Genomic DNA, 24,450 nt, shown 5'->3' with positions numbered 1-24,450 from the left:
CGCGCGCGACCGCGTCAGGCGGGCGGGCCGAGCACCGACGCCGCGAGCGCGCGCGCCGCCGAGTCCCGCGACGACGGGTGGTACTGGCCGGCCCGGACGTCGCGCGCCAGGCGGGCGAGTTCGCTCGAGGACCGGAACGCCGAGCCCCCGACCACCCGCATCGCCTCGTCCACCACGTGCTGCGCGGTGTCCACCGCCCGCGCCTTCGTGCCGACGAGCAGCGGGAACCACCGGGCACCGAGGTCGTCCTGTTCGTCCACCGACCGGGCGAGCGCGTCGACCTGCAGGGTGATCGCGTCGACGCCGCCGCGCATGTCCGCGATCGCACGCCGGACGTCCGGGTCCTGCGACCGGAGCGAGCCGTCGGCCGCGACGCGACGTCCGACGCCGGACACCGCCAGCGTGATCGCACGTTCGGCGATCCCGACGTACACCGAGGCGATGAGCAGCTCGAACGCCGCGAAGACCCCGAACACGAGCGGGTCCTGGTTCGGCCCGACCGGCAGCGACCGCACGATGCGGTCGGCGGGGACGTGCACGCCGTGCAGCTTCGTCGTGCGGCTCTGCGTGGCCCGCATGCCGAGGGTGTCCCAGTCGTCCAGGTGCTCGACGTCGCCGTCGGACCGGAGCACGAAGCCGTGCACCAGCCGCGGTTCCGGGCCGGAGGTGTCCTTGCCGAACACGCTCAGGACGTCCCACGCCGGTGCGAGCGAGGTGAAGACCTTGGTGCCGGTGAAGCGGTAGCCGCCGTCGCCGTCCGGCTCCGCCGTCGTCGACGAGTCGAACAGGACGGCGTCGTTGCCGGGTTCGCTCACCCCGAACGCCAGCAGGTGATCGTCCGACGCGTGGTCGGTGACGGCCTGGAGGAACGACGCACCTCGCGCAGTCACGGCGCGCGCCGCCTGCACCCACACCTGGTGCATCCCCAGGCCGAGCGCCGTCGCCGGTGCGGCCTGGGCGAGGGTCCGCTGGACACCGACCGTGGCGCGGAGGCCGAGACCAGAGCCACCCTGCGCCACCGGCACCCCGATGCGCAGGTAGCCCGCGGCGCGGAGTTCCTCGAGGTCCTCGGCGCAGAACGCGTTGGCGGCGTCGTACCCGGGGGCGCGTTCGGCGATGCGGGCGAGCAGGTCGTCCGGCACGGTCCAGGCGGCTGCGCCCGTGTTGGCCTTCGTCATGGCACGAGACTATGGTCCGGAGCGTGTCAGATCGTCATCCGTGGTCCAGGTACGTCGCGATCGGTGACTCGTTCACCGAGGGGATCGGCGACCCCGACCCCACCGTCCCCGGGGGCAACCGGGGCTGGGCGGACCGGGTCGCCGAGGTGCTCGCCCACGGGTCCGACGACTTCGCGTACGCCAACCTGGCGATCCGCGGGCGGCTGCTGCAGCAGATCATCGACGAGCAGGTGGAACCGGCGCTCGCGCTCCGTCCGGACCTGGTCACGGTGTCCGCCGGGGGCAACGACATCATCCGGCCGGGCTCCGATCCCGACGAACTCGCCGAGCGGGTGGACGCCATGGTGTCCAGGCTGCGGAGCGACGGCGCCACCGTGGTGCTGTTCACCGGGCCCGACGTCGGCATGACGCCGGTGCTCGGCATGGTGCGCGGCAAGACGGCGATCTACAACGAGAACCTGCACGCGATCGCCCTGAAGCACGGCGCACTGGTGGCGGACATGTGGGCCCTCCGGGTGCTCCGCGACCCGCGCATGTGGGCACCGGACCGGCTCCACCACTCCCCCACGGGGCACGCCACGATCGCCGCCGCGGTGCTCGACGCCCTCGGCGTGCCGCACGGTCTGGAACCGTTCAACCCAGAACCGCTCGAGGCGCGGCCGTGGCGTGAGGCCCGCGCCGAGGACCTGGGCTGGGCGAAGGAGTACCTGGTGCCGTGGGTCGTCCGGCGCATCAAGCACACCTCGTCGGGCGACGGTGTCTCCGCCAAGCGCCCCGAGCTGCAGGACGTCGTCGAGCACCGGTCCGACACCCCGTAGCGGAACGAGGGCCATCCGAGTCCGCACGCCTCCCCGACCGCGCCCCACCACGGTCATCGCGCCCCGACTCCCCAGGGCGCGATGACGGCACGGGGGCGCGAACCGGGTCGTGCACCGTGTGGTCGGCAGAGGTCAGTCGGCGGGCCGGTGCAGCGTCAGCGCGCCGTCGTGCAGCGGTTCGGTCTCCCACGTCGTCCCGACCGTGCCCGCGTCGAGGTCGACGCGCAGGTGCAGCAGGTGCGGTGTCTCCACGAAACGGAGCGCGACGAGCACGGCGCCGTCCGGCTGGGTCGCGGCGCTCGCTGCGAGGGCACCCTCGACGGCCCACTCCCCCTCGCCGACCGGCACCGACGCCGACGCTCCGTCGGCCGACACGGTCAGCCGGATCCCATGGGCCCCGCGGTCGAAGCCCACGGCGTCGAGCGCCGCACCGGGCAGCACCTGGAGTGCACGACCGGCCACGTGCTCGAGGACCGCGGCGCCACTCACCGCGGGCAGCCCCAGGGAGGCGAGCCGGGCCTCCAGGGCGGTGTCCGAACCCGTGTCGGACGGACGGTCGACGGCGGGCAGCAGGTGTTGCCAGGCCGCGTCGAGGACCGCCTGCATGTCGAGGCTCTGTCCGGTGATCGCGAGGACGACGTCGTGCTCCGGCAGGACGACGCAGAACTGGCCGTAGGCGCCGTCGCCGCGGAAGCCGTGGCGGGCCATCCAGAACTGGAAGCCGTAGCCCTGCGACCAGTCCGGGTTCTCCTCGTCGAGGTTGTCGATCTGCTTGCGCGTGGCGGCCGCGACCCAGTCCTCGTCGAGGATCCGCTCGCCCTCCCAGACGCCGCGCTGCAGGTACAGCTGCCCGAGCGCGGCGACCGCCGACGTCGTGGTGTAGCAGCCGCTGAAGCCGAGCTCGCCGCCGGACTCGTCGCGGCGCCAGGCGAGGTCGTCGATGCCGAGCGGGTCGAGCAGACGGGGACGCAGGTAGTCGACCAGCGAACCGCCGCTGACCCGCCGGACGATCGCGGCGAGCGTGTACGTGCACGGCTGGTTGTAGGTGAAGAGCGAGCCGGGTTCCTCGTCCGGCGGCAGGAGCAGGAAGCCACGCACGACGTCCATGCGGTCGGCCTCACGGGCCCGGTCGATGGCGTCCTCGCGGTGCCCGCTCGCCATCGCGAGCAGGTGCCGGACCCGGATGCGACGGCTGCGTTCGTCCGTGATCTCGTCGTCGAGTTCGGGGAAGTACGACAGCGCGGTCGCGTCGAGGTCGATCAGTCCCTCGCGCACGGCGATGCCGACCGCCGCTGCGGTGAAGCTCTTGCTGAGCGAGTAGAGCAGGTGCACCCGGTCGGCTGCGTACGGCTGCCACCACCCCTCGGCGACGACCTGGCCGTGGCGGAGCAGCATCAGGCTGTGCGGCTCGACACCGGCGGTCGACTCGAGGGCGTCGACGAACGCGAGCACACCGCGGGCGTCGATGTCGAGGGCGGAGGGGGTGGTCCGGGGGAACGTCTTCGTCGTCGTCACCCGTCCGACAGTACGGACTCCGGGTGGTGCGCGTCAGCGCACGAGCACCGTCAGCCCTGGAACGGGTTCGTCCAGCGCCACCAGACGCCGGGGTCGTCGATCGTCCGCTCGAGCACGAGCGGCACCGACACCGGGTCGTGGTTCGTGACCGTGAAGCGGACCTTCCCGACCCGCTCGCCCTTCGTCCCGAGGGTGACCTCGTCGAGGTGCGCCTTCGCCCGGACCTTCGTCTTGCCCCAGACCAGGACCTCGGCCGCCTTCGCGGTGACGGCGTCGGCCTCGTCCTGCCAGGGGGTGGAGAACGTGCCGAAGGTCTGGCCGGCGTGGGTCAGGGGCACGACCTGGAAGTTGTCCGCGACCGACCGGAGCAGCCGTTGCACGTCGACGTCGAGCGAGTCGTGGTCGACACCGCCGAGCATCACGCCGATGACGGTGACGTCGCGGCCGCCGCGCTCGTAGGTCGCCGCGAACAGCAGGCAGGCGCCGGCCTCGTCGAGGGTGCCGGTCTTGATGCCCTCGATGCCGTCCAGGCCGAGCAGCTTGTTCGAGTTCTCGATCTCGCCGACCGTCGGGATCGTGACGTCCTTGGTGCCGACGATCTCCTTGACCACCGGGTTCGCGAGCGCGAGCTGCCCGAGGTCGACCAGGTCGGTCGCGGTCGAGGTGTTCTGCGGGTCGAGACCGGTCGGCTCGTGGATCGTGGTGTCGTCGAGGTCGTGCTCCTCGAGCCACTTCGTCGCCGCCTGCTCGTACTCGGCGATCGACCCGAAGGCCCAGATGGCGAGGGCGCCGGCGTAGTTGTTCGCCGACTTCATGAGCATCACCTGGAACGCCTGGTGCTCGGTGAGCTTCAGGCCGGCGGGCATCGGCGCGACCTCGCCGTTCATCGCCGCGTACTTGGCGTAGAGCGACTCCATCTTCGGCGTGAAGGTGATCGCGGGCCCGGACTCCCCCGCCGCCATCGGCTTCTCGTCGAGGACCACGAGCGCCGTGACGATCTTGGTGATGCTCGCGATCGACCGGGGCTTCGTGTCACCGCTGGTGCGCAGGCTCTCCGGGAAGTCGGTGGCCTCGACCGCGGTGGCGCCGTAGCCCGGGAAGCTCAGCGCCGGCACGCTCGACGTCGGGGCCGAGTACGTGGTGGTCGCGGCGCTCGCCGGACCGAACGGCACGACGGCGGCGGCCACGAGGTACCCGGCGACGAGCACCAGGACTGCGACGACGGAGATCGTCACGGGCCTCCGGACGGCGGAGCGGGGGCGACGGACGACTCGTGACACGGGAACCGAGCGTACCGGTCGGTGCCTAGACCCTGGCTGCGACCGGCTGCTCGACGGCGGGGGTCGTCGTGGGCGTGTCCGTCGTCGCGCCGGGCTGGGTCGGCCGCGCGAACGTCAGCCGCCGGGACAGGTACGCGAACGCCGGACCGAGCGCGTTCATCACGACGACCGACGCCCATGCCGCCCACGCGTTGCCCGGATCGAACCCGAAGCCGCCGAAGCACGTGGCGAAGAAGGACGCGAACCCGAGGAACATGCCGGGCACGAGCCCGAACAGCCGCGTCCGACCCGTGTACATCAGCGCGCAGTTGACGACCAGGATGAGCAGCGCGAGCACGGTGTTCTGCGCGGCCTGCCCCTCGCCGAGCACCGTGCCGAACCGCTGGTCGAGCAGCACGATCACGAGGCCGAAGGCGGACCCGATCGGCATCGCCGCCCAGAGCCGGGTGGCGTTCCGGAGCGTGGGCTTCGCCCCGAGCAGGAACATCCCCGCCCAGCTGATGAAGATCGCCCAGGTGGGCAGGTGCAGCGCGTTGCCGCCGATGAACGCCGTCGTGCCGGCGAGGACCGAGGCGACGATCTCGTGCGGGATCCGTTCACGCATGGGTGAGCTCCTTCGATCGAGTGGTGGACCCGGTGGTGAGTCGGGTGGTCCTGGTGGTCTCCGCGACGACGCGGCCGCGCTTGACCACGAGGTTCCGGTCGGGGCGGTCGAGCAGGACGCCCGCGGGGTCGGTCGTCGACAGGACGACGAGGTCGGCGGCGGCTCCGGGCCGGATGCCGTGGGTGTCGGAGACCCCGACGACGCGGGCCGCGGACGACGTGGCCATCTCGAGCACGCGCCCGAGGTCGGCCGGGCCGGACAGGTGTCCCACCTGCGCGAGCAGCAACCCGATGTCGAGCAGGTCCGCGTTGCCGAACGGCGTGAACGCGTTGCGGACGTTGTTCGACGAGTAGGCGCTCGTGACGCCGGCGTCCCAGAGCTCGCGCACCGGGACGACCCCTCGGCGGACGTCTCGGTCGTCCGAGCGACCGCCGAGGTGCAGGTCCGTGGCGGGCAGCGGCACCACCGCGACACCCGCTGCGGCGAGTTTCGCGAGCACGGCGCTGCGCGAGACCGGGGGCAGACTGGCGAGCGAGGTCACGTGTCCGAGGGCGACCCGGTCCCGCAGCCCGCGAGCGGCGACACGGTCGGCGATGTGCCCGGCGAGGGCGAACCGCGGGTCGGACGTGTCGTCGGCGAAGTCGGCGTGCAGGTCGGCCGGCACGTCGAACTCCTCGGCGAGGTCGAGGACGGTCTCGACGTGCTCGTGGCATGCAGCCAGGGTCGCCTCGTTGTAGGTGCAGCCACCGATCACGTCGGCCCCGGCGGCGAGCGCCTGGCGGAGCAGGGCGAGCGTGCCCGGCGCCTTCGCGATCCCCTCCTGTGGGAACGCGACGATCTGCAGGTCCAGGGCGTCGCGGTACTCGTCGCGCAGGGCGAGGAGCACCTCGACGCCGGTCAGTCCGACGACGGGGTCGACGTCGGGGTGCGCCCGGACGAGTGTCGTGCCGTTGGCGATCGCCTGGTCGAGCAGGGTCCGGGCGCGGTCGCGGACGGAGTCGTGGGTGAAGCCGCGTTTGAGCTCCCCCGTCACCGCGATCGCGCCGGCGAGGGTGCCGTCGGGGTCCGGTCGTTCGCGGTCGAGCAGTGCCTTGTCGACGTGCAGGTGGGACTCGATGAGCCCCGGGATCACGACGCGACCGGCACAGTCCACGACGCGCGCCGCCTCGGTCGGCTCGACCTCCGTGCCCGCTTCGGCGACCTCCGTGCCCGCTTCGGCGACCTCTGTGCCCGCTTCGGCGACCCGGACGATCGTGCCGTCGGCGACGTGGACGTCGACCAGGCGGCCGTCGGTCAGGCGGGCCGTGCGCAGGATCAGGTCCATGGTGGGGTCTTCCTCGGATCGGATGGGTCGGACGTGACCCACCCTTCGCCCGCCGTGTTTCCGACTCGGACGCCACGTGTGACGAGCGTGTAGAAGTTGGTCGTACCAATGAACCAAGCGGACTAATGACCGTAGGCTCCTGTCCATGCAGAGAGGCCGCACCCTGAGCGCCGCGACCGCCGCGCACCTGGCCCGCCTGGTGCTCGAGGACCTGGCACCCGGCGACAAGCTCCCGCCGGAACGGACCCTGGCCGAGGACCTCGCCGTGTCCCGCACCACGGTGCGTGAGGCCATGCAGGAGCTCGAGCGCCGCAGACTCGTCTCCCGGACACCCGGCCGTGGCACCGTCGTGCTGCCGCGCTCCGAGGAGGCGACCGCCCTGCTCGAACAGCAGACGGGCGCAGCGCACGGCGACGACCTGGCACGGCGGGCCGAGCACGTCGCCGAGTTCCGCACGGTGGTCGAACCCCGGGTCGCCGGTCTCGCCGCCGTCCGTGCCGGCGAAGCGGACCTGCTCGCCCTCGAACGCATCCTCGCCGCCACGCACGCGGGACTCAGTCCCGAGGAGTCGCTGGCCCAGGACGTCGCCTTCCACGTGCAGGTCGCGCGCACCTCCGGCAACCCGCTGCTGGTGTCCCTGTGCGAGCTCAGCAGCGGGTGGGTGCAGGACGTCCGTGCCCGGTCGCACAGCACCAGCGAAGGTCGCCGCTCGTCGTTCGTCTGGCACGAACGGATCCTCGACTGCATCCGACGGCACGACGAGGACGGCGCCCGTGACGCGATGACCGCCCACCTCGCCGACGTCGCCCACCTCGTCGAACGGAAGGCCGACCGATGATGACCACACACACCCCCGCGATCCCGACCCTGCAGCCCGGCGCCGGCCCGATCCGGTCCGACCGCTACCTGCCCGTCGACCCGGACACGGTCCTGTGGGGTCGGCTGCCGAACGCCGACGACCGCCCGGTCATCACGATCGCGTCCGGTGAGGACGTCACGATCGACACCGTCAGCCACGAGGGGATCCTGCCCGACCAGGGCAGTGACCCCCGCGCGTACTTCGCGTCGCACGGCGTCGCCGGGGAGCACGTGCTGGACGACGCCGTCGCGATCGCCAGGAGCGGCCACCGGGACCCCGCCACCGACGGCCCGCACGTCGTCTCCGGTCCGATCGCCATCGCGGGCGCCGAGCCGGGCGACGTCCTGACCATGACGGTGCTCGAGACACTGCCACGGGTGCACTACGGCGTCGTGTCGAACCGGCACGGCCGCGGCGCCCTGCACGGCGAGTACCCGGTCGACGGCACCACGGTCAGCGTCTTCGCCGACGTGGTCGAGACGGCCGCGGGTCAGCGGGGCCGCATCCCCCTGACCGGCGCCCGCGACCGCTTCGCGCACTTCCCGCTCGCCCCCTTCCTCGGGATCATGGGCGTCGCCACCCCCGGCGAGCGCCTGCACTCGGTGCCGCCGGGCCGGCACGGCGGCAACGTCGACGTGAACCTGCTGCAGGTCGGCGCGCAGCTGCACCTGCCGGTCCTGGTCCCCGGCGCGCTCGCGTACGTCGGTGACCCGCACTTCGCGCAGGGGGACGGCGAGGTCGCGCTCACCGCGATGGAGGCGTCGCTCCGCGCGACCGTCCGGTTCGACGTGACACCCGCCGCCGAGGCCGCGCAGCAGTTCGGCGACCTGGTCTGGCCGCTCGTCGAGACCCACGAGTTCCTCGTGCCGACGGGCATGGACCCGGACCTCGACGAGGCCGTCCGCGCCTGTGTCCGGCACGCGGTCGCGATCCTCGGTGCCCGCTGGGGCATGGAGCCGCACCTGGCGTACGCCTACCTGTCGGCGGCGACGGACTTCAACATCTCGCAGGTGGTCGACCTGGTCACCGGCGCGCACGCCCGCATCCGCAAGGCCGACTTCGAGGAGCCCGCACGATGAGCCCGCACGAGACGAGCACGCACGAGACCAGCACCGCGGCACCGGAGGGCTTGCTCGACGCGCTCGACGCGTACGAGGCCGCCCTCGCCGCGAACGACCTCGACGCGCTCGACGCCGCATTCGTCGACGCCCCCGGCACGATGCGCGGTGACGACCGCGGCCTGCTCGTCGGGCACGACGCGATCAGCGCGTTCCGCGGGGCACGGGGTGGGGTCCAGACCCGGTCGCTGACGCGCGTCGAGGTCCGCCCCCTGGCCGAGGGACTCGCCCTCGTCGTGTCGGTGTCCGAGTTCGCGGCGGGCGGGCAGGGCCTCCAGACGCAGCTGTGGCGACGCGACAGCGACAGCGACCACGGCGACGCCGCGCCGCGCTGGCGCATCGAGGCAGCCCACGTCACCGGCCGCCCGAAGGCCTTCGACACCACCGTCTGGCGCGCCGTCGGCGACCCGCTCGTCGCCCCCACCGCGTCCGGACCGCTCGACGGGCTCACCGTCGCGGTGAAGGACCTGTACGCCGTCCCCGGCCAGCCCGTCGGCGGCGGCAACCCGACGTACCTGCGCGAGTCCCCCGTCCAGGCGACGCCGGCAGCGGCCGTCGCGGCGCTCCTCGACGCCGGCGCCGCGGTCCGCGGCATCGCGCGCACCGACGAGTTCGCCTACAACCTGACGGGACGCAACGAACACCACGGCACCCCACCCAACGGGGCGGTCCCGACCCGACTGCCGGGAGGCTCGTCCAGCGGATCCGCATCGGCCGTCCGTCTCGGCACGGCCGAGATCGGGATCGGCACGGACACCGCGGGATCGGTGCGGGTCCCCGCCTCGTACCAGGGACTCTGGGGCCTCCGGACGACCCACGGCACGGTCTCCCGCAAAGGGCTGCTCCCCCTCGCGCCGTCGTTCGACACGGTGGGGTGGCTCACCCGGAGCGCCGACGTCCTGCTCGCGGCGCTCGACGCCACGGTGCCGTCGGATCCGGACGCTCCTGCGGAGCCGGAGCTCCTCGTCCCCGCCGAGCTCCTGGACCTCGTCGAGCCGGCCGTCGCCGAGGCCTTCACCGCGTTCGTCGCAGGGCACGGCCGACCGATCGGCACCGTGCAGCTCGCCGACCTCGGGATCCCGCCCCTCGACGACCTGCGCGAACTGCTGCGCCTCGTGCAGGCCGCCGAGGCCGTCGCCGCCCACGGTGCCTGGATCGACGCCCACCCCGGCGCCCTGAGCACCGTCGTCGGCGACCGGTTCGCCACCGCCCGGGCGAACGACCCCGCAGCCACCGCCGACGCCGTCGCACGACTCGACGACGTCCGGGCCACGATCCGCACGGCCGTCGCCGACCGGACCCTGCTGTTCCCGACGGTCCCGGGGCCCGCACCGCTCCTCGCCGCCGACACCGCGGCACTCGAACGCACCCGGACCGCGACGACGGCGATCACGAGCCTCGCGAGCGTCGGCGGCCTGCCGGCGGTCAGCGCACCGGCGCTCACCGTCGACGGAGCCCCCGTCGGCGTCTGCCTGGTCGGCGAACCGGGCACCGACCGTGCCCTGGTGATCCGCGCCGGACGGATGCTGCAGCACTGACGCGAGCCGCGCCTCCCGGTCCGCTCGTGGCGTGCCTAGGAGGCGAGCCGCTGGGCCTGGGTGACCGCCCACAGACCCACGGCGCTCGCCGCAGCGATGTTGAGCGAGTCGACGCCGTGCGCCATCGGGATCCGCACCGTGGTGTCGGCCGACGCGATCGCGGCGGGCGTCAGTCCCTGCCCCTCGGTGCCCATCACGAGCGCGACCTTGCCGGGGACGTCGCGGACGAACTCGGCGAGGTCGACCGACTCGTCGGTCAGCGCCATCGCGGCGAGGTGGAAGCCCTGCGCACGGAGCTCCTCGCCCGCTGCCGGCCAGTCACCGATCCGGGTCCACGGGACCTGCAGGACCGTGCCCATGCTCACCCGGACGCTCCGGCGGTACAGCGGGTCCGCGCAGCGCGGGCTGACCAGCACGGCGTCGGCGCCGAGACCGGCGACGCTGCGGAAGACGGCGCCGACGTTGGTGTGGTCGACGATGTCCTCGAGCACGACGACGAGCTTCGCGTCCCGCACCACCTCGGCGACGGTCGGCAGCTCGGGGCGCTGCACGGCGGCGATCGCGCCACGGTGCATGCGGAAGCCGGTGAGCTCCTCGAGCAGGGCGTCCGGGCCCACGAAGACCGGGCCGTCGTGCTCCGCGACCAGGGGCAGCACGCTGTCGAGCCACTTCTCCTGCACCAGGATGCTCCGCGGGGTGTGCCCGGCCCGGACCGCGCGCTCGATGACCGTGTTCGACTCGGCGATGTACAGGCCGCCCTCCGGTTCGCTCACCCGGCGGAGTGCCACGTCGGTCAGACGGGCGAAGTCGTCGAGGCGGGGGTCGTCGAGGGAGTCGATGCGGACGGGGTGCACGGGGCTCGTTTCGGTGTGGTGCAGGTGGTGGGCCAGCCGGTGTCTCGCCGCGTCTCGCCGAAGGGGGAAGCGACCGGGACGGTCGGCTGTTGAGGGTACCGTGAACAGGGTGCTGGATGATGCTGCGTCGACGACCGGACCGCCCACCGGGGCGACGACCGGTCAGCCGACCGGTCTGCCGACCGCGGCGGACCTCGACCGCGTGCTCGAGGTGCTCGCCGGCAAGCGCGTCGCCGTGCTCTCCGGAGCCGGCCTGAGCACCGACTCCGGCATCCCCGACTACCGCGGCGCCGGGCGGGTCGTGCGCAAGCCGATGACCTTCCAGGAGTTCCGCGCCGACGCCGCCAAACGGCAGCGGTACTGGGCCGGCTCGCACCTCGGCTGGCGGAGCTTCGCCGCCGCCCGACCGAACGAGGGGCACCGTGCGCTCGCCGCCCTCGAGGACGCCGGTGTCGTCACGGGCGTCATCACGCAGAACGTCGACGGCCTGCACCTGCGTGCCGGGTCCCGCCGCGTGGTCGAGATCCACGGGTCGATGGACCGCGCCCTCTGCCTGACGTGCGGGCAGGTGTTCTCCCGCGCCGACCTCGCCACGACCATAGACCGCGCCAACCCGTGGATCGACGAGCCCGGCTCGGTGCAGCTGCAGCCCGACGGCGACGTCGAGATCACCGACGTCGAGCGCTTCGTGGTGCCGGACTGCTCGGTGTGCGGCGGGATGCTCAAGCCCGACGTCGTCTTCTTCGGCGAGTTCGTGCCCACCGAGAAGTTCCACGAGGCGGTGTCGATCGTCGCCGACGCCGAGGCGCTGCTCGTGGTGGGGTCGTCGCTGACGGTGAACTCCGGCGTGCGGCTCGTCGACCACGCTGCCCGCCGCAAGAACCCGGTGGTCATCGTGAACCGCGGTGCGACCCGCAGCGACCGCCGTGCCGCCGTGAAGCTCGACGGCGGGACGACCGAGACGCTGGTGCACCTGGCCGAGCGGCTCGGTCCAGCTCGGCGTCTGGGATGATCGACGGGTGACGACGCTCCTGTACCTGGTCCGGCACGGTGAGACCGACTGGAACGCGCAGCGCCGCATCCAGGGTTCCACCGACATCCCGCTCAACGACACCGGACGGCGACAGGCCACCGAGGCCGCCGAACTCCTCACCCGCCGGCAGTTCGACGCCGTCGTCGCCTCGCCGCTGTCCCGCGCCGCCGAGACCGGGACGATCATCGCCGACCGGCTCGGCCTCGCGGCACCCGTGACGTACGCCGGGCTGGCCGAACGCTCCTACGGCGAAGCCGAGGGGCTCACCGACACCGAGGTCACGGCGATGTACCCGCACGACGACATCCCGGGCCGCGAATCCCGGTCCGCGCTGCTCGCCCGCATCACCGAGACGCTCGGTGAGATCGCGGTGCGCTTCGACGGCGGGGTCGTGGTCGTCGCCACCCACGGCGCGGTGATCCGGAGCGTGGTCAACGAGGCGGCGCCCGGTACCGCCGACCGGCACGCCACTCCGATCCGCAACGGCTCGATCCACTCGTTCCGCTGGGACCCCGAACGCTTCCACGCGGAGCTCGTCCGGTTCGACGACCCGATCGACGACGTCTCGGACGGGCCCGGGCGGTACGCGTTCGACTACCAGAACCCGCTGGAACGCCGGCGCTGACGAGCGCCCTGCGCGGACGGGGCGGCCGTCCTGCGACTAGGCTCCGACGCACCCGAACCAGGGGGCGACATGGTGACCGACGGAACCGACCCGGGTGGCTGGCAAGCCACTGACCAGCAGGACGACGACCTCGACCGTGCCTTCGGCCCCGAGACCGCCAGCGTGCAGACCCGCACGATGGGGCAACGGGCACGTACCTGGCTCGTCATCGGCGGCAGCACCGTCGTGGTCGCCGGGGTCATCGCCCTCGTGCTCGGCACCATCATCGGCAGCGTGCAGACCGGCATCGGCGGCGTGTTCCCCCGGCCGGACCTGGCACTCGACCGCCTCGACGACCGGCTCGCCGATGTGCCGGGCGTCACCGAGGTCCGCCACCACCCGGCCGAGAAGACCGGCTTCGCGAGCTACGACGCCACCGCGACGATCACGGCCGACCCGTCGCTCGACCCTGCCGCGCGCACCGACCTGGTCGAGACGCTGAGCCGCGCGACCGACTCGGCCGGTGGCAACGGCGTCCGGGTCGTCGCGATCGCCGACCTCGGCACCCTCGAGGTGGGTGTTTCCGACTCGCGAACGGTGACCGCGAAGCGCCTGGTGCTGGCGGACACGCTCGACCACATCGGCGGGGTCACGGCCGTCCGCTGCTCGTGGGAACGCGGTGGCACCCCGTCGGACCGCGCCGCCGACCAGTCGATCGTCGTCGAGACCCCGGGGCGAGGGGCCGCCGTCCCGCCGATCGTGGCGCGGGTGACCGAGGAGACGCACAAGGTGTTCCCCGGGGCGAGCGTCGAGGTGGTCGCGGCGAAGTAGCACGACCCGCGCGCGTTCTGCGTCAATCCACGAGTCGATCGACGCGTGGTCTGTCGCAAACCGCGTGCGCGCGCCCCGCCCCCGCGCCCCACCCCGCTACCGCGCGCGCCGGTCGGCCACGGCCCGCTCGACCGCCCGCACGACCTGCTCCGCCGAGTCCTGCCACCGGAACCGCGCGGCCCGCTCGACCGACTGCGCCGAGGCCTCGTCCCACCGCTCCTCGACCCGCCGTACCGCAGCCGCCACCGCCGACGGCGACGCCGGGTCGAAGTACTCGGCCGCATCGCCCCCGATCTCGCGGAAGATCGGGATGTCGCTCACGACGACCGGGGTCCCGACGCCCATCGCCTCGACCAGCGGGATGCCGAAGCCCTCGTCGTACGACGCCGTCGCCAGGGCCGTGGCGGATCGGAGCACCGACAGGTACTCCTCGTCGGTCGCACCGTCGTGGAACACGATCGAGCCGGCCGGCGCGAGCCCCTCGATCCGTGCGCGGTCGGCGTCGGACACCCGCGACATGCAGTGCAGGGTCCAGTCCGCTCCGAGGAGGGGTAGCGCGGCCGCCAGCGTCTCCACGTTCTTGTACGGCATGAACGACCCCATGTAGACGAGCGAGCGCTCGCGCGCCGCACCCGCCGCACGCGGAGTCGCCGGGTCGGCAGCGTTGTACGCCACCGTCACCGGACGCTTCGTCAGCCGGTGCTCGGCGATGAGCCCCGCGGTGGTCTCGGACACCGTGACCACCCCGTCGGCGCCGTTCAGCAGGACGCGCTGCGGCACCCACGACAGGTGGAACGCGCGCCACCCGAGCCGGAGCGGCCACGAGAACTCGCGCGGAGGTGTCCGGTTCCGGTAGTAGATCAGGTCGTGCAGGGTGAGCACGAGTGCGTAGTCGCGCCCCCGCGAGCCCATCGTCTGCATCGGCGAGAACACGGCGTCGAGGCCGAGCCGGTTCACCCGCCGTGCGACGAGCGGCTCCCCCGCGTCGGTGGGTGCCGGCAGCAGCTCCCACGGCAGGTCGCGCGGCAGGGACTCGAGCTGGCGCTCGTCGTGGACGAGCAGCACGGCGTCGTGCCGGTCGGGCAGGTTCCAGGCGACCCCGGCGGTGAACCGGCTGATGCCGTCGTGGCGGCCGATCCGGACGTAGCGGCAGTCGATGCCGATGCGCAGGCGCGTCACGCGTCGGTCTCCTTCGCGTCGCTCGCCGTCGTCTTCGTCACGGTCGTCCGGGAGGCCCGTCCCGCGCCCGACGATCGGCCCGCCTTGGTGCCGCGGCCCCGTCCAGGGCGCGCGGCCGTGTCCGCCATCCGGCGCAGCACCGCCGCAGCGGCCGGTGCCGGTGTCTCGTAGTGCACCAGGTGCCCGACCCCGGGGATGACCACGAGTTCGGCATCGCGGAGGCGGGCGGCCAGGGCGCGCTGCTCGGGGACGGCCGTGATGTCGTCGTGCTCGGCGGCGATCATCAGCACCGGCACGTCGATGCGGTCCGCGTACTCGGACACGTCGTGGGTGACCGAGGTGCGGAACGCCTCGAGCACGCTCGTGCGGTTCGCGAAGGCCGAGAAGTAGCGGTCGTGCTGGTCGTGCACCCAGCGGCGCATCCCCCGGTCGTGCGACTTGAGCATCGCGATGCTCATCACCCGCACGATGGCGGCGTTCCGCAGGATCCCGAGCCCGATCGGCTTCGGCAGCACCGCGCCGGCCTTGTAGTAGCCGATCGCGATCCCGGTACCCACCGCGCGGGGCCCCTGCAGCGCCGGCGCGGCGATCGGGTTCACGAGGACGAGCAGCCGGGTGTCGAGCCCGTCGGCCACGGTGGCGGACACCACGATCGACCCGAACGAGTGGCCGAGGACGACGGCGTCGCGGCCGAGCCCGAGGGCCTCGTGGAACGCGCGCAGCCAGCCGACGTACGACTCGATGTCCGACACCGGCAACGGGTCGGACACGCCGAAGCCGGGCAGGTCGGGCACGATCACGCGGACGTCCTGCAGGTGCGCGGCGATCGTCTCGAGGCCGTGGTGGTCGCCGCGGAACCCGTGCACCGCCAGGACGGTCTGCATCGCGTCGGACGGCCCGTACTCCCAGTAGTGCGTGGTTCGGCCGTCGACCTGCACGGACCGGTGGACCACCGGGGTGGCGGCCATGAGCGACTGGTACGGGGAGAGCACGGGCGGTTGCATCGGCGCCAGTCTACGAAGACAACCGCACGAAACCCCGGACACCCGCAGCATCGCGCGCCTATCGTGTCCGGGGCGGGCCGTCGACGGGCCCGTCGATGACGACGAGGAGCACGGTGACCTTCACAGCCCCGATCCAGCTGCCCGGCCTGACGCTCGACCCGCAGTGGTACAAGCGCTCGGTCTTCTACGAGTGCATGATCCGCTCGTTCGTCGATTCGAACGGCGACGGGATCGGCGACCTGCAGGGCGTGATCGGCAAGCTCGACTACCTGCAGTGGCTCGGCGTCGACGCCCTGTGGCTGCCGCCGTTCTTCCAGTCGCCGATGCGCGACGGCGGGTACGACATCGCCGACTACAAGGCGATCCTGCCGGAGTTCGGCACGCTCGACGACTTCCGCGAGCTCGTCACGAAGTCGCACGAGCGCAACATGCGCATCGTCATCGACATGGTGATCAACCACACCAGCGACCAGCACGAGTGGTTCCAGCAGTCCCGCGAGGACCCCGACGGTCCCTTCGGCGACTTCTACGTCTGGCGGGACACCGACGAGGAGTACCCGAACATCCGGGTCATCTTCGTCGACACCGAGGAGTCGAACTGGACGTTCGACCCGGTCCGCCGGCAGTTCTTCTTCCACCGGTTCTTCTCGCACCAGCCCGACCTGAACTTCGAGAACCCCGCCGTGGTCGAGGCCGTGTACGACGTCGTGCGGCACTGGCTCGACCTCGGTGTCGACGGTCTGCGGCTCGACGCGATCCCGTACCTGTTCGAGTCGGAAGCGGGCAACGGCGAGGGCGAACCGGAGACCCACGAGTTCATCAAGAAGATGCGCGCGATGGTGGACGACGAGTACCCCGGCCGTGTCCTGCTCGCCGAGGCGAACCAGTGGCCGCGCGAGACCGCCGCCTTCTTCGGCACCGACGAGGAGCCCGAGTGCCACATGGCGTTCGACTTCCCGGTGATGCCCCGTATCTTCTACTCGCTCCGTGCCCAGCACGCCAAGGAGCTGTCGGCGATCCTGTCGGAGACGCTCGACGTACCGTCCGCGGCAGCCTGGGGCGTGTTCCTCCGCAACCACGACGAGCTCACGCTCGAGATGGTCAGCGAGGAGTACCGGCAGGCCATGTACGGCTGGTACGGCTACGACCCCCGGATGCGCTCGAACATCGGCATCCGGCGCCGGCTCGCTCCCCTGCTCGACAACTCGCGAGCCGAACTCGAACTCATCCACGCGCTGCTGTTCTCGCTGCCGGGCTCGCCGTTCCTGTACTACGGCGACGAGATCGGGATGGGCGACAACATCTGGCTGCCCGACCGCGACTCGTCCCGCACGCCGATGCAGTGGACCCCCGACCGCAACGCCGGGTTCTCCACGGCAGACCCGGGCAAGCTCTACCTGCCCGTGGTGCAGTCGCTCGTGTACAACTACGCGCAGGTCAACGTCGAGGCGCAGCTCGCCCAGTCCCGCTCCCTGCTGCACTGGGTGCGCAACGTCATCCACGTGCGGAAGGCCCACCCGGTGTTCGGGCTCGGGACCCTGCACGTGCAGGAGACGTCGAACGAGTCGGTGCTCGCGTTCGTGCGCTCGTGGGAGGGCTCCGGCCAGCAGTTCGGGCCGTCGGCGGAGGACGTGCTGTGCGTGTTCTCGTTCGCCACGAACCCGACGTCGGTCACCGTGTCGGCTCCCGAGTTCGCCGGTCGGCCGCTCTACGACCTGTTCGGCGGCGGTTCGTTCCCCGCGTTCGACGAGGACGGCACCGTCACGCTGACCCTCGGGACGCAGTCGTTCTACTGGCTGCACGTCGGCGCGCCGGTCGGGTAGCACCGGTCGTGTCGGTGCATCCCGTTAGCCTGACCGCGTGACGTTCCCCACAGCACAGCTGGATCCGACAGCACAGCTCGACACGCCCGTCCCGGCGCAGGACCTCTCCGGACGCCCCTGGTGGCACGCCCTCGGCGTCTTCGACCTCGAGACCACCGGTGTCGACGTCGAGACGGCGCGGATCGTCACGGCGCACGTCGGCCTCATCGACATGACGGGTGCCTCCATCGCCGAGGGCGCGTGGATCGCCGACCCGGGCATCGCGATCCCCGAGGGCGCCGCGGCCGTGCACGGCTACACCACCGAGCGCGCCCAGGCCGAGGGGCGTCCCGCGGCCGAGGTCGTCGCCGAGATCATCGCCGCGATCGAGGCGGTGTTCGCCCGCGGCATCCCGCTGGTGATCTACAACGCCCCGTACGACCTGACGGTCCTCGACCGCGAGGCAAAGCGGCACGGGTTCGCCTCCCCCGTCATCGGCAACGTCGTCGACCCGCTCGTGATCGACAAGGCACTCGACACCTTCCGCAAGGGCAAGCGCACGCTCGAGGCGGCGTCCGAGCTGTACGGCGTCACCCTCGACGACGCGCACGACGCCGGTGCCGACGCCATCGCGGCCGGTCGCGTCGCCCAGGCCATCGCCGGCAAGTACCAGGACGAGCTCGGCATCTCGGCAGAAGAGCTCCACCGCAAGCAGGTCGGGTGGTGCGCCGAGCAGGCGACCTCGTTCCAGGAGTACATGCGCAAGAAGCGCGACCCGTCCTTCACCGCCGACGGTCGCTGGCCGCACCGCAACGGCGCCTGACCCGCGCACCGGCCGCACGACGCAGAACGGGCGGTCCTCCCGAAGGAGGACCGCCCGTTCCGACGTGCTGTGGGGCTGCTTACTTGGAGAAGCCCTTGAAGCGCTGGTTGAACTTCTCGACGCGACCGGCCGAGTCGAGGATGCGCTGCTTGCCCGTGTAGAACGGGTGCGAAGCGGACGAGATCTCGACGTCGATCACCGGGTAGGTGGCACCGTCGAGCTCGATCGTCTTGTCGCTGTTCGCGGTCGAACGCGTCAGGAAGGTCTCACCGGAGGCCAGGTCACGGAAGACGATGGCGCGGTACTCGGGGTGGGTGTCGGTCTTCATGGAGTTTCCTCGATAGCGGTAGCGGTGGTGGGATTGCGCGAGATGCGCGGGAAGTCATCGGCTTGCGCCAGCCGTCAACGTTACCAGACGGACGGCGCGATCGCAGCGCTAGGACGCGCGCGCCGTGTACCGGCCGGCGTCCTTCGTGACGGACAGCGCGATGCCGAACGCCTCGGTCAGGGTCTGGTCGGTCAGGACCTCGTCGATGGGCCCGGCGGCCTGCACGTGGCCGTCGGCGAGCACCAGCGCGTGGGTGAACCCGGCGGGGATCTCCTCGACGTGGTGGGTGACGATCACGATGGCCGGCGAGTCGGCACTCTGGGCGTAGCCGCCGAGGGTGCGGACGAGGCTCTCACGGGCGCCGAGGTCGAGCGAGGCGGCCGGTTCGTCCAGGAACAGGATCTCCGGGTCGGTCATGACCGCACGGGCGATCTGGACGCGCTTCTGCTCGCCGTCGCTCAGCTCGCCGAAGGTGCGGTCGGTGAACGACCCCAGGCCCCACTCCTCGAGCACGCGCTGGGCACGGCGGACGTCGAGCTCCTCGTACTCCTCGTTCCAGCGACCCGTGACCGAGTACGCGGCCGTCAGCACGACGTCGATGACCTTCTCGGTCACCGGGATGCGACGGGCCAGGGCGGTCGACGCGAAGCCGATGCGCGGGCGGAGCTCGAACAGGTCGGCGCCGCCCAGCTCGGTGCCGAGCACCTCGACGTCACCCGAGGTCGGGAACGTCTGGGCACCGGCGACCTGCAGCAGCGTGGTCTTGCCGGCGCCGTTCGCGCCGAGCACGACCCAGCGTTCGTCGTCCTGCACCCCCCACGAGATCGAGTCGAGGATGGTGGCCCCGTTGCGGACCACGGAGACGTCTGACAAGCGCACGACCGAGGGCATGCGACCAGCCTACGGGGTCCGGCCGAGCACCTCGTCGTAGACCTGCCGTGTCCTCGTGGCGATCGCGTCCCAGGTGAACTCGGACTCGACGCGCAGGCGTCCGGCGCGGCCCATGAGCTTCGCGAGCCCCTCGTCGGCGAGCACCTCGTTGAGGGTCGCGGCCAGGTCCGCCACGTACTTGTCGGGGTCGGTCGGGGTTCCCGTGCCGTCCTGCGCCTGGTCGATCGGCACGATGCGACCCGTGAAACCGTCCGCGACGACCTCGGGGATGCCCCCGGTGCCGGTGCCGACGACGGGGATGCCGCACGCCATGGCCTCGAGGTTCACGATGCCGAGCGGTTCGTAGATCGACGGGCACACGAACACCGTGCCCGAGGACAGCACGTTCACGATCTCCTCGTGCGCGAGCATCCGGTCGATCCAGACGACGCCCTCGCGCTGCTCACGCAGGCCCTCGACCAGCCCGGTGACCTCGGCGAGGATCTCCGGGGTGTCCGGGGCACCGGCGCACAGCACGATCTGGACGTCCTCGGGGAGCGACGCCACGGCGCGGAGCAGGTAGGGCAGGCCCTTCTGCCGGGTGATGCGACCGACGAAGACGACGCTGGGGCGCGACGGGTCGATGCCGAGGGCGCGGACGGCGTCCTCGTCGACCTGCGGCTTCCAGGCGTCGATGTCGATGCCGTTGTAGACGACGTGCACCTTCGACGGGTCGATCGACGGGTACGAGCGCAGGATGTCGGCGCGCATGGCCTTCGACACCGCGATGACGCCGTCGGCGTTCTCGAACGCCTCGCGCTCCATCCAGCTCGACAGGCGGTAGCCGCCGCCGAGCTGCTCGGCCTTCCACGGGCGGAGCGGCTCGAGGCTGTGCGCCGTGACGACGTGGGGGATCCCGTAGGTCAACTGCGCGATCCGGCCCGCCGAGTTCGCGTACCAGGTGTGCGAGTGCACGAGGTCGGCACCCTCGACGTCGGCGGCGATGGCCACGTCGGTGCCGAGCGCCTGCAGCGCGCCGTTCGCCTGCTCGAGGCCGGCCGGCGTGCGGTACCCCCAGACGTCGGCTTCGTCGCGGAAGGCCCCGAAGGCCCGGACCCGGACGTCGGTGTCGGTCCCCGACCGCAACGCAGCAGTCAGTTCGGCCACGTGGACACCCGCTCCGCCGTAGACCTCCGGCGGATACTCCCTGGTCAGTAGATCGACTCGCACGGGTTCAAGGTAACCGGTTCCCAGTGCTGACGCCTACTGTGAGCGGCATGGCACCAAAGAAGGTCTTCGGCATCGTGCTCGCTGGCGGCGAGGGGAAACGGCTCATGCCACTCACGGCCGACCGGGCGAAGCCCGCAGTCCCGTTCGGCGGGAACTTCCGTCTCATCGACTTCGCGCTGTCGAACCTGGTGAACTCCGGTCTGCAGAAGATCGTCGTCCTCACCCAGTACAAGTCGCACAGTCTCGACCGGCACGTCGCCGAGACCTGGCGCATGGAGGGCCTGCTCGGGTCCTACGTGGCGTCGGTCCCTGCGCAGCAGCGACTCGGCAAGCGCTGGTTCGCCGGTTCGGCCGACGCGATCCTGCAGTCGCTCAACCTGCTCCGCGACGAGCGTCCCGACATCGTCGTCGTGGTCGGCGCCGACCACGTGTACCGGATGGACTTCCACCAGATGGTCGAGGCGCACATCGCCTCGGGTCGCAGCGCCACCGTCGCGGCGATCCGTCAGCCCATCGAGCTCGCCGACCAGTTCGGCGTCATCCAGGTGGACGCCGACGACCCGACGAAGATCGACGCCTTCCTCGAGAAGCCGAAGAACCCGGTCGGGCTCGCCGACTCCCCCGGCGAGGTCCTCGCCTCGATGGGCAACTACGTGTTCAACGCGGATGCCCTCGTCGACGCGGTGCTCCGCGACGGCCAGGTCGAGTCGTCCGCGCACGACATGGGCGGCGACATCGTCCCCGACTTCGTGGACCGCGGCGACGCCGGGGTCTACGACCTGCAGCGCAACGAGGTCCCCGGGTCCACCGACCGTGACAAGTACTACTGGCGCGACGTGGGGACGATCGACTCGTTCTTCGACGCGCACATGGACCTCATCGCCCCGGTGCCGGTCTTCAACCTGTACAACCAGGACTGGCCGATCTTCAACCAGCAGACGAACCTGCCGCCGGCGAAGTTCGTGCGGGACGCCAACGGCAACACCGGCTCGACGGTCGACTCGCTCGTGTCGCTCGGCTGCCTGGTGTCGGGCGCACAGGTCGAACGCAGCATGATCGGCCCGTGGTGCGGGATCGACTCCGGCGCGAAGGTCCTCGACTCGATCGTGTTCGAGCGGGCGACGATCGGCGCCGGTTCGGTCGTGAACCGGGCGATCCTGGACAAGGACGTCGTCATCGCGCCGGGTGCGCAGGTCGGCATCGACCGTGAGGCCGACGAGGCCCGCGGCTTCACCGTGACCGAGTCGGGCATCACCGTGGTCGGCAAGGGCGTCCGCGTCGACGCGTAGCGTCGGCCGGTCGCGTCGACACCGACGAACGGACGGACAGGAGGCACGGCTCGCGTCACGGACGCGGCCCGTGCCTCCGTCTGTCGGTACCGTTGGTCCGTGCCCCGCTTCCTCGTCGTCCTCGATGCCGATTCCACCCTCCTCGAGGACGAGGTGATCGAACTCCTCGCTGACACCGCCGGGACCCGGCCACAGGTCGCGGCGATCACGGAGCGCGCCATGCGCGGGGAGATCGACTTCGCCGAGAGCCTCCGGGAGCGTGTCGCGACCCTTGCGGGCCTCCCGGTCGACGTCTTCCGACGCGCACAGCAGGCGGTCCGCGTGACGCGGGGTGCCGACCAACTCGTCCGCGGCGTGCACGCCGCCGGTGGGACCGTCGGTGTCGTGTCCGGCGGGTTCCACGAGGTCCTCGACCCGTTCGCCGAGCAGCTCGGTCTCGACCACTGCCGGGCGAACCGACTCGAGGTGTCCGACGGCGTGCTGACCGGACGTGTGCTCGGCGACGTCGTGGACGCGCACGCCAAGGCCGTCGCCCTGCGCGAGTGGGCCGAGGCCGACGGCGTGGACGCGGTCCGCACCGTCGCGATCGGCGACGGGGCGAACGACCTCGAGATGATGCGCGTCGCCGCCCTGTCGGTGGCGTTCGACGCGAAGCCGCGCGTGCGGGAGCAGGCAGACGTCGCCGTCGTGGACCGCGACCTGTCCGCCGTGCTCGCGACGCTCGGCCTGCGCGGCTGAGCGGACCGTCCGGTTCTTCGCGCTCAGCGACACCTCACGTGCGCGAGCACCCGTGAACTGTCGCTGAGCACGAAACGACGCGCAGGCGCGGGCTAGTGGCCCATGCCGAGGCCGCCGTCGACCGGGATGATCGCGCCGGAGACGTAGCCGGCCCCGTCGCTCGCCAGGAACAGCGTGGCGTCGGCGACGTCGTCGACCGTGCCGTACCGGGCCGCCGGGATCGCCTTCTTGAACTCGGCCTGCAGCTCGTCGGACAGCGCGGCCGTCATGTCGGTCTGGATGAACCCGGGCGCGACGACGTTGGCGGTGATGCCGCGCGAGCCGAGCTCACGGGTGATCGACCGGGCCATGCCGACCAGGGCGGCCTTCGACGACGCGTAGTTGACCTGGCCGATCTGGCCGTAGGCGCCGACGACGCTCGACATGAGCACGATGCGGCCGAACTTGGCCTTCATCATGCCCTTGGTGGCGCGCTTCACGACCCGGAACGTGCCGGTCAGGTTGGTGTCGACGACGCTCGTGAAGTCGTCCTCGGACATGCGGAGCAGCAGCTGGTCGTTCGTGATGCCGGCGTTGGCCACGAGCACCTCGATCGGTCCGAGTTCGGCTTCGACCTGCGTGAAGGCGGCGTCCACCGAGGCCGTGTCGGTGATGTCGGCCTGCACGGTGAGGGCCCCTTCGGGTCCGCCCTGTCCGCTGCGCGACGTGACTGCGACGCGGTGCCCGGCGGCGACGAAACGCTCGGCGAGGGCGTGGCCGATGCCGCGGTTGCCGCCGGTGATCAGGACGGTACGGGGGGTGCTCATTGTCGCTCCGTTCGGTGGTGGTGTGCGGTCGTGTCGTGCCGACGGGTCGGCGGACACGCCCGGACGAGCGTAGCGGAGCCAGCACCGCAGCCCGTTCGCGCGCGGCGCACCCACGATCGGCCCCGGAGGCTTAGGCTGGACCACGGGTAGACGGAGACCATCTGTATGAAGAGCACGCACACCAGCATCACCACGCTCCCGGATTCGCCGGAGCTGGACCGGGCGCACCGCCTGTCCCGCTACGTGTGGCAGATGGCCATCCGCGTCGTCCTCTTCGTCGTGGCCGTGCTCGTCTACTCCATCTGGCACTCCTGGATCGCCGTCGTGCCGATCGTCCTCGCCGCCGTGATCCCCTGGGTCGCCGTGATCGTCGCGAACGCCGGCAGCCGGACCGAGAGCGACATGATCTCGCCCGCCGGTGCGATGCAGCTCTACGACGCGGTCGACCCCGGCCTCCGCGAGCAGCAGGAAGAGGACCGGGCCCAGGCCTACCGCGACGAGCAGGACCGCCTCCGGCAGCAGGCGCAGCACGCGCAGGACGAGTGGCAGCGCAACGGCGACCGCTCGAAGATGTGGGGACCCCGCTGATGGGCGCGACCTTCGACCTGCACACCGAGCCGGGCTCGACCCCCGTCTGCTCCCGTGCCGGCTGCTCCAACACGGCAGCGTGGCGGGTGAACTGGCGCAACCCCCGGATCCACTCCGCCGACCGCGTGAAGATCTGGGCCGCGTGCGAGGAGCACCGCGACTTCCTCGCCGACTACCTGCGGTCCCGCACCTTCCCGGTGCGCGTCACCGGCATGCACGAGGACGTCGACCGGCTCG

Annotated in this window: 24 protein-coding genes and 1 pseudogene; 13 read left to right on the top strand and 12 right to left on the bottom strand. The window is 71.8% G+C overall.

What is annotated here, in order from left to right:
- Positions 1–14 precede the first annotated feature (14 nt).
- Positions 15–1,178 carry an acyl-CoA dehydrogenase family protein gene (locus EDF23_RS01770; RefSeq protein ID WP_131920145.1) on the bottom strand — a complete coding sequence of 388 codons (1,164 nt, stop codon included), beginning with the start codon at positions 1,176–1,178 and terminating at the stop codon, positions 15–17.
- 23 nt (positions 1,179–1,201) lie between these two features.
- On the opposite strand from EDF23_RS01770, the gene EDF23_RS01765 reads away from it, so the two are divergent.
- Positions 1,202–1,996, top strand: coding sequence for an SGNH/GDSL hydrolase family protein (locus EDF23_RS01765; protein WP_123294457.1), 795 nt, complete (start codon positions 1,202–1,204; stop codon positions 1,994–1,996).
- Positions 1,997–2,128: 132 nt separating this feature from the next.
- Here EDF23_RS01765 and EDF23_RS01760 read toward each other — a convergent pair whose 3' ends face one another.
- The 4 genes from EDF23_RS01760 to EDF23_RS01745 are packed head-to-tail and all read right to left on the bottom strand — an operon-like array spanning position 2,129 to position 6,719.
- Entirely contained in the window at positions 2,129–3,511 is a 1,383-nt protein-coding gene (locus EDF23_RS01760) for a serine hydrolase (protein ID WP_131920143.1), read from the bottom strand.
- A 50-nt stretch (positions 3,512–3,561) separates the two neighbouring features.
- Entirely contained in the window at positions 3,562–4,791 is a 1,230-nt protein-coding gene (locus EDF23_RS01755) for a D-alanyl-D-alanine carboxypeptidase (RefSeq protein ID WP_123294391.1), read from the bottom strand.
- A 25-nt stretch (positions 4,792–4,816) separates the two neighbouring features.
- Complete coding sequence (locus EDF23_RS01750; protein ID WP_243648776.1) at positions 4,817–5,395, bottom strand: DUF1097 domain-containing protein; 579 nt, start codon at positions 5,393–5,395, stop codon at positions 4,817–4,819.
- Complete coding sequence (locus EDF23_RS01745) at positions 5,388–6,719, bottom strand: amidohydrolase family protein (protein ID WP_131920142.1); 1,332 nt, start codon at positions 6,717–6,719, stop codon at positions 5,388–5,390. Before EDF23_RS01745 ends, EDF23_RS01750 begins: the two co-directional genes overlap by 8 nt.
- 145 nt (positions 6,720–6,864) lie before the next feature.
- On the opposite strand from EDF23_RS01745, the gene EDF23_RS01740 reads away from it, so the two are divergent.
- Genes EDF23_RS01740 through EDF23_RS01730 form a run of 3 tightly spaced genes read left to right on the top strand, consistent with a single transcriptional unit; the run spans position 6,865 to position 10,234 of the window.
- Positions 6,865–7,557: a FadR/GntR family transcriptional regulator gene (locus tag EDF23_RS01740; RefSeq protein ID WP_123294389.1), complete on the top strand. Its 693-nt coding sequence runs from the start codon at positions 6,865–6,867 to the stop codon at positions 7,555–7,557.
- A complete protein-coding gene (locus tag EDF23_RS01735; protein WP_131920140.1) occupies positions 7,557–8,657 on the top strand; it encodes an acetamidase/formamidase family protein in 1,101 nt (366 codons plus the stop codon). The genes EDF23_RS01740 and EDF23_RS01735 overlap by 1 nt, the downstream gene beginning before the upstream one ends.
- The gene (locus tag EDF23_RS01730) at positions 8,654–10,234 is read left to right on the top strand and encodes an AtzH-like domain-containing protein (RefSeq protein ID WP_131920138.1); all 1,581 of its coding nucleotides are present in this window, start codon (positions 8,654–8,656) and stop codon (positions 10,232–10,234) included. The genes EDF23_RS01735 and EDF23_RS01730 overlap by 4 nt, the downstream gene beginning before the upstream one ends.
- 35 nt (positions 10,235–10,269) lie before the next feature.
- Here EDF23_RS01730 and EDF23_RS01725 read toward each other — a convergent pair whose 3' ends face one another.
- Complete coding sequence (locus tag EDF23_RS01725) at positions 10,270–11,088, bottom strand: RNA methyltransferase (protein ID WP_131920136.1); 819 nt, start codon at positions 11,086–11,088, stop codon at positions 10,270–10,272.
- Positions 11,089–11,263: 175 nt separating this feature from the next.
- On the opposite strand from EDF23_RS01725, the gene EDF23_RS01720 reads away from it, so the two are divergent.
- From EDF23_RS01720 to EDF23_RS01710, 3 genes are all read left to right on the top strand, one after another.
- Positions 11,264–12,100 (top strand): Sir2 family NAD-dependent protein deacetylase, encoded by an 837-nt coding sequence (locus tag EDF23_RS01720; protein ID WP_131920658.1) that lies wholly within the window; start codon positions 11,264–11,266, stop codon positions 12,098–12,100.
- A 7-nt stretch (positions 12,101–12,107) separates the two neighbouring features.
- A complete protein-coding gene (locus EDF23_RS01715; RefSeq protein WP_131920134.1) occupies positions 12,108–12,746 on the top strand; it encodes a histidine phosphatase family protein in 639 nt (212 codons plus the stop codon).
- Positions 12,747–12,815: 69 nt separating this feature from the next.
- Complete coding sequence (locus EDF23_RS01710) at positions 12,816–13,556, top strand: hypothetical protein (RefSeq protein WP_131920132.1); 741 nt, start codon at positions 12,816–12,818, stop codon at positions 13,554–13,556.
- 96 nt (positions 13,557–13,652) lie between these two features.
- Here the strand turns inward: EDF23_RS01710 and EDF23_RS01705 are convergent, their stop codons facing one another.
- Positions 13,653–14,726: a glycosyltransferase family 1 protein gene (locus EDF23_RS01705; RefSeq protein ID WP_131920656.1), complete on the bottom strand. Its 1,074-nt coding sequence runs from the start codon at positions 14,724–14,726 to the stop codon at positions 13,653–13,655.
- Positions 14,727–14,731: 5 nt separating this feature from the next.
- Positions 14,732–15,739: an alpha/beta hydrolase gene (locus tag EDF23_RS01700; protein WP_131920130.1), complete on the bottom strand. Its 1,008-nt coding sequence runs from the start codon at positions 15,737–15,739 to the stop codon at positions 14,732–14,734.
- A gap of 113 nt (positions 15,740–15,852) precedes the next feature.
- Here EDF23_RS01700 and treS point away from each other — a divergent pair, with 113 nt between their 5' ends.
- Together treS and EDF23_RS01690 are read left to right on the top strand one after the other, a co-directional pair.
- Positions 15,853–17,562 (top strand): maltose alpha-D-glucosyltransferase, encoded by a 1,710-nt coding sequence (gene treS / locus EDF23_RS01695; protein ID WP_131920129.1) that lies wholly within the window; start codon positions 15,853–15,855, stop codon positions 17,560–17,562.
- Positions 17,563–17,599: 37 nt separating this feature from the next.
- Entirely contained in the window at positions 17,600–18,364 is a 765-nt protein-coding gene (locus tag EDF23_RS01690; protein WP_243648775.1) for a 3'-5' exonuclease, read from the top strand.
- Between the two features lie 79 nt (positions 18,365–18,443).
- On the opposite strand, the gene EDF23_RS01685 is transcribed toward EDF23_RS01690, so the two are convergent.
- The 3 genes from EDF23_RS01685 to glgA all read right to left on the bottom strand — a co-directional run bounded on the left by EDF23_RS01685 (position 18,444) and on the right by glgA (position 20,792).
- Positions 18,444–18,692, bottom strand: coding sequence for a type B 50S ribosomal protein L31 (locus EDF23_RS01685; protein WP_017887280.1), 249 nt, complete (start codon positions 18,690–18,692; stop codon positions 18,444–18,446).
- A gap of 108 nt (positions 18,693–18,800) precedes the next feature.
- Positions 18,801–19,583, bottom strand: coding sequence for an ABC transporter ATP-binding protein (locus EDF23_RS01680; RefSeq protein ID WP_111083979.1), 783 nt, complete (start codon positions 19,581–19,583; stop codon positions 18,801–18,803).
- A 9-nt stretch (positions 19,584–19,592) separates the two neighbouring features.
- Positions 19,593–20,792, bottom strand: a complete 1,200-nt coding sequence (gene glgA, locus EDF23_RS01675) for a glycogen synthase (RefSeq protein WP_131880186.1) — start codon at positions 20,790–20,792, stop codon at positions 19,593–19,595.
- A 47-nt stretch (positions 20,793–20,839) separates the two neighbouring features.
- Between glgA and glgC the strand changes: the two genes are divergently transcribed.
- Together glgC and serB are read left to right on the top strand one after the other, a co-directional pair.
- The gene (glgC, locus tag EDF23_RS01670) at positions 20,840–22,081 is read left to right on the top strand and encodes a glucose-1-phosphate adenylyltransferase (protein ID WP_123294454.1); all 1,242 of its coding nucleotides are present in this window, start codon (positions 20,840–20,842) and stop codon (positions 22,079–22,081) included.
- A gap of 99 nt (positions 22,082–22,180) precedes the next feature.
- Entirely contained in the window at positions 22,181–22,819 is a 639-nt protein-coding gene (gene serB, locus EDF23_RS01665) for a phosphoserine phosphatase SerB (RefSeq protein WP_131920127.1), read from the top strand.
- A 92-nt stretch (positions 22,820–22,911) separates the two neighbouring features.
- On the opposite strand, the gene fabG is transcribed toward serB, so the two are convergent.
- Positions 22,912–23,625: a 3-oxoacyl-ACP reductase FabG gene (gene fabG / locus EDF23_RS01660; RefSeq protein ID WP_027465673.1), complete on the bottom strand. Its 714-nt coding sequence runs from the start codon at positions 23,623–23,625 to the stop codon at positions 22,912–22,914.
- 165 nt (positions 23,626–23,790) lie between these two features.
- Here fabG and EDF23_RS01655 point away from each other — a divergent pair, with 165 nt between their 5' ends.
- Positions 23,791–24,213 (top strand): DUF3099 domain-containing protein, encoded by a 423-nt coding sequence (locus EDF23_RS01655; RefSeq protein WP_123294380.1) that lies wholly within the window; start codon positions 23,791–23,793, stop codon positions 24,211–24,213.
- Positions 24,213–24,419: pseudogene (locus EDF23_RS01650) on the top strand (hypothetical protein); the annotation flags it as partial. The gene EDF23_RS01655 and the pseudogene EDF23_RS01650, both read left to right, overlap by 1 nt.
- Between the last annotated feature and the right edge of the window lie 31 nt (positions 24,420–24,450).

It is taken from the genome of Curtobacterium sp. PhB128 (assembly GCF_004340725.1).
GTDB lineage: Bacteria > Actinomycetota > Actinomycetes > Actinomycetales > Microbacteriaceae > Curtobacterium.
Note: the sequence above shows the minus strand (reverse complement) of the source record. Positions and strands in the feature narration are given on the sequence as shown.

What these genes read in the sequence shown, in the direction of transcription:
- EDF23_RS01770 (WP_131920145.1), bottom strand. Translation starts at nt 1,178, where the DNA reads ATGACGAAGGCCAACACGGGCGCAGCCGCCTGGACCGTGCCGGACGAC.
- EDF23_RS01750 (WP_243648776.1), bottom strand. Translation starts at nt 5,395, where the DNA reads ATGCGTGAACGGATCCCGCACGAGATCGTCGCCTCGGTCCTCGCCGGC.
- EDF23_RS01745 (WP_131920142.1), bottom strand. Translation starts at nt 6,719, where the DNA reads ATGGACCTGATCCTGCGCACGGCCCGCCTGACCGACGGCCGCCTGGTC.
- EDF23_RS01740 (WP_123294389.1), top strand. Translation starts at nt 6,865, where the DNA reads ATGCAGAGAGGCCGCACCCTGAGCGCCGCGACCGCCGCGCACCTGGCC.
- EDF23_RS01735 (WP_131920140.1), top strand. Translation starts at nt 7,557, where the DNA reads ATGACCACACACACCCCCGCGATCCCGACCCTGCAGCCCGGCGCCGGC.
- EDF23_RS01730 (WP_131920138.1), top strand. Translation starts at nt 8,654, where the DNA reads ATGAGCCCGCACGAGACGAGCACGCACGAGACCAGCACCGCGGCACCG.
- EDF23_RS01710 (WP_131920132.1), top strand. Translation starts at nt 12,816, where the DNA reads ATGGTGACCGACGGAACCGACCCGGGTGGCTGGCAAGCCACTGACCAG.
- EDF23_RS01700 (WP_131920130.1), bottom strand. Translation starts at nt 15,739, where the DNA reads ATGCAACCGCCCGTGCTCTCCCCGTACCAGTCGCTCATGGCCGCCACC.
- EDF23_RS01685 (WP_017887280.1), bottom strand. Translation starts at nt 18,692, where the DNA reads ATGAAGACCGACACCCACCCCGAGTACCGCGCCATCGTCTTCCGTGAC.
- EDF23_RS01680 (WP_111083979.1), bottom strand. Translation starts at nt 19,583, where the DNA reads ATGCCCTCGGTCGTGCGCTTGTCAGACGTCTCCGTGGTCCGCAACGGG.
- glgC (WP_123294454.1), top strand. Translation starts at nt 20,840, where the DNA reads ATGGCACCAAAGAAGGTCTTCGGCATCGTGCTCGCTGGCGGCGAGGGG.
- fabG (WP_027465673.1), bottom strand. Translation starts at nt 23,625, where the DNA reads ATGAGCACCCCCCGTACCGTCCTGATCACCGGCGGCAACCGCGGCATC.
- EDF23_RS01655 (WP_123294380.1), top strand. Translation starts at nt 23,791, where the DNA reads ATGAAGAGCACGCACACCAGCATCACCACGCTCCCGGATTCGCCGGAG.